4 protein-coding genes are annotated in these 3,115 nt (G+C 54.0%); all 4 read left to right on the top strand.

Annotated elements, in window-relative coordinates; all coding sequences use genetic code 11:
* A partial coding sequence (locus PHI12_14470) for a hypothetical protein (protein MDD5511989.1) occupies window positions 1-326 on the top strand: 326 nt, incomplete at its 5' end.
* Window positions 327-644: 318 nt separating this feature from the next.
* The gene (locus PHI12_14465; GenBank protein MDD5511988.1) at window positions 645-1,106 is read left to right on the top strand and encodes a hypothetical protein; all 462 of its coding nucleotides are present in this window, start codon (window positions 645-647) and stop codon (window positions 1,104-1,106) included.
* A gap of 136 nt (window positions 1,107-1,242) precedes the next feature.
* On the top strand, window positions 1,243-2,433 hold the full coding sequence (locus tag PHI12_14460) for a hypothetical protein (GenBank protein ID MDD5511987.1): 1,191 nt from the start codon (window positions 1,243-1,245) through the stop codon (window positions 2,431-2,433).
* A gap of 116 nt (window positions 2,434-2,549) precedes the next feature.
* Window positions 2,550-2,999 carry a hypothetical protein gene (locus tag PHI12_14455; protein ID MDD5511986.1) on the top strand — a complete coding sequence of 150 codons (450 nt, stop codon included), beginning with the start codon at window positions 2,550-2,552 and terminating at the stop codon, window positions 2,997-2,999.
* Window positions 3,000-3,115: the final 116 nt, after the last annotated feature.

Here is a 3,115-nt window from a genome sequence, read left to right as displayed (position 1 = left end):
TCAACGTTTCCCGTCTGGCCCGTGAGTTGAACCGAGGGGAAAGCGATGTTAGAAATGAACTGCGGGAACGCGGCCATCGCCTGTTCAGCGAGAGTGAATTCTCTCTATTGATCGATAATCTTATCGGGGAGGTTGAAGGCGATCGCCTGTATCTGCCCATATTTCTGGAGAAGCTGCCTCAGATCGAATATAAAGTCGTAATACCGGACGGAAGGCAGAAAAGTGGCATAATAACGCCCTCGGTTATCTTCTTGAAGAAAGAAGGCGGGGAATCTTCTGAGATTGCCTGTAAGAACCCCCACGCTGCCCTCTACGGCGGCGCTTAGCCCTCAACTGCAGATAACCTCACAAGCAAGCCTATCAGCCCCTTTCCTGTGTAAATTTACGTATTGAACGTTTCGCCCCGCAAATTGTGCAATCGTCAAATGTGCGTTCTTGTCGCCGTTCATGTAAATATAGGTTCATTTTGTGAGTGAACGAAAGGACATTTCGTGCAATGCTGTAATTGTAAAAAACGCACCTTAACAACAGAATGATGGAGCTTTGACCAGGGCGCTTGCCCTCAAACGGGCGAGGCATATAGAAATCCCCAGCCAGGAGTTAGCTAGCTGGGGAAGCCTAGCCTCGCCCCGAAAGGAGCGAGTATGGAACTAGACTGGGAGAAGTATAGCGAGGTTGCCGATAGATTTCAATACAAGGCTCGATATGAGGACAGGGACGACTTGAGGCATAGCATCATAGTAAGACTGGCCGAGGTAGCCGGCAGGAACGGCGACGAACCCTTGACCGAGGGCGCAATGGTAAGGGTTGCCAGCTACGTAGTGATGGAATACTGGCACGCCGAGAAGCGCAACGGCAGGGTAATAAGCCTCAATAATGAGGTAAGGGACTGGGAAGGGGATAGCATAGAGCTACTTGATACCATAGCCGATGATAGGGCTCTAAACCTCGAATCGTGGGTTGACTCAAAGTCATGGCTGTTAGGTTGTCCCAGGAGACTGATAGAGATAGCCAAGAAGAAAGCAACGGGAATAGCGCTAACGCAAACCGATCATCAATACCTATGGCGCTATAGGAAGCGGGAGATGCAACCGCTAGCGATGTAGAGATTTTACCCCCTCAAATTCATTATATAAGTAGGAGCGCCGTTTACGGCTAGCGAAGCGCAGCGTATCCGGTGCTTACTACTGCGGGAGCGTGGCGTAATGCCCGACGCCTTGACTCTCTAAAGAGGGGTGAAGATTGGAACAACTGAATATCGAGGGCAAACGCTCTGGTGAAGGCTTTATCTGTCACAGGGAAAGGCTTGCAAACGCCCTATCGAGGGCGCAAGCGCCGAAGGTTCGCATAGGCGATATAGAGCTTGGGCGCAAAGGCTTTCTCAACTATCTGAGGGCTCTGGGCGGTTCAAACGTAATCAAGGTAACCCCCAGCGGCGGTGCTAGCGAAGCGCAGGCCGCCGACAAAGGCTTACGGATAGTTTGCGGAAGCAATACAGGCTATCTTCCCGATAAAGCATGGGTCTCCGACAAAGACGGCTTCGGCGATATCTGCGAGATAAGGGTATCGCCCAACGGCTCGGTTATCCCCAACCTCGGCGCGTTAGAGCTTGCCGAAGCTCTGTCGAGGGTTATTCCATTTGCGGCGGGCAAAACGGAACAGAGACCGATTCTCGGTTGCGTGCGTTTCGCTCAAGGCAACGGGAAGCTAACCCTTACGACATCCGACGCCTATCGGCTTGCCGAGATAACCCTAGACTTCGAGGACGGGGAAGCGGAAGCGCTGATTCCCGCCGAGGAGCTGAAGGGATTAATCACGGCGCTGAAGAAGGCGCACAGGGTTCGGCTGGCAATTGAGCGCAACGGCAACGACTGCAACGGCCTTATCATCGAGACCGAGTCCATCCGCTACAAACTAGCGGGTGAAAGCGGAACATTCCCCGATTATCAACAGGCAATCCCCGCCGAGTTCAAAGCGGCGGCTCGATTCGATACACGGGAGATGATGAAGGCAGGAGCAAGCCTCAGCGCCCTGTCGCTGGACAGAACATCGGCAATAACCCTTGCTCTGATGGACGGGAAGTTGACGCTGTCGGCGACGGACGACAGGGGAAGCGCTCAAGTCGAGGCCGAGATTGAAGGGGAAGCGGAAACCGCCCTCAGCGGCGCATATCTTACGCAAGCGCTCAAGGCGCTGGGCGGAATGGCCGAGGTCAAGCTGAGCAATCCCAAAACGCCGATACTATTCGCCGTGGACGGCTATCGGCTTGCGGTTATGCCAGTAGTCATGCCGTCAAAGCCGAAGGTTCGCATCGAGGCCGAAGCGGAAGCGATAGCGAGAGAAGCCGAAGCGAAGGCCGAGAGGGAAGCCAAAGCCCATGCCGAGAAGCCGAAGAAGAAGCATCGTAAAGCCAAAGAGCCGGTAGCAGCATAAGCCTATAGAGCGTTTAGCCCGAAACAACAATCACGCAAGGAAGCGGGGGTGTCCCCGCTTTTTTGCTTTTTTCAGGGGCTATGTCTCCCCGTGCGTGGGATGCATAGCCTCTTTTTTTGACTAAAACAACGAGCGGGAAGGGGGTGATTAACGTGGTCAATACCTGTAAGGACAAGGTTCGGGACGAACTCAGGGATCGCATATCGGACATACGGAAACTATGGCGGCTGTACCGCAAAGACCCCGAAGCGTGCGACGAGGACTTGGGCCAGTTCGATGAGTACGGCCTGTGCTTCGATTATGTGCCCAGAGATACCTTCAGCGACCAGAAGCGCGGCTTCTTCCGCTGGCAGCTCTCCTACGGCGGACCTCAGGACGAGTTCCGTTTTTTCACGGACGAAAACCTGGACCCCGTAGAAATCGAATACTGGTTTCTGGACTGGTTCGACGGTGCCAGGGTGAAGCTGTGCGGGCGTGATTATGAGTTGCTGGCCGAAATCTTCGGGGACTTCAAAGAGCTGGGCGTGGTCGAGGAAGAGCGCAGAAAGGCAATGAGCGACTGTTAATAGGGCCATGCTTAAGTTGGGGCGGCCAACGATCCCCGAGCTGTGCCCGGAAGGGAGAGACAATTGCAGGAGCGAAAGCTGACCGTGAACTATCTTTATACCAACGGCAACAAGAA

The sequence above is a fragment of the Dehalococcoidales bacterium genome (assembly GCA_028716225.1).
Lineage (GTDB): Bacteria > Chloroflexota > Dehalococcoidia > Dehalococcoidales > UBA5760 > UBA5760.
Note: the sequence above shows the minus strand (reverse complement) of the source record. Positions and strands in the feature narration are given on the sequence as shown.

Excerpts from the sequence above, each read along its gene's own strand:
- PHI12_14465 (MDD5511988.1), top strand. The coding sequence starts at position 645 with ATGGAACTAGACTGGGAGAAGTATAGCGAGGTTGCCGATAGATTTCAA.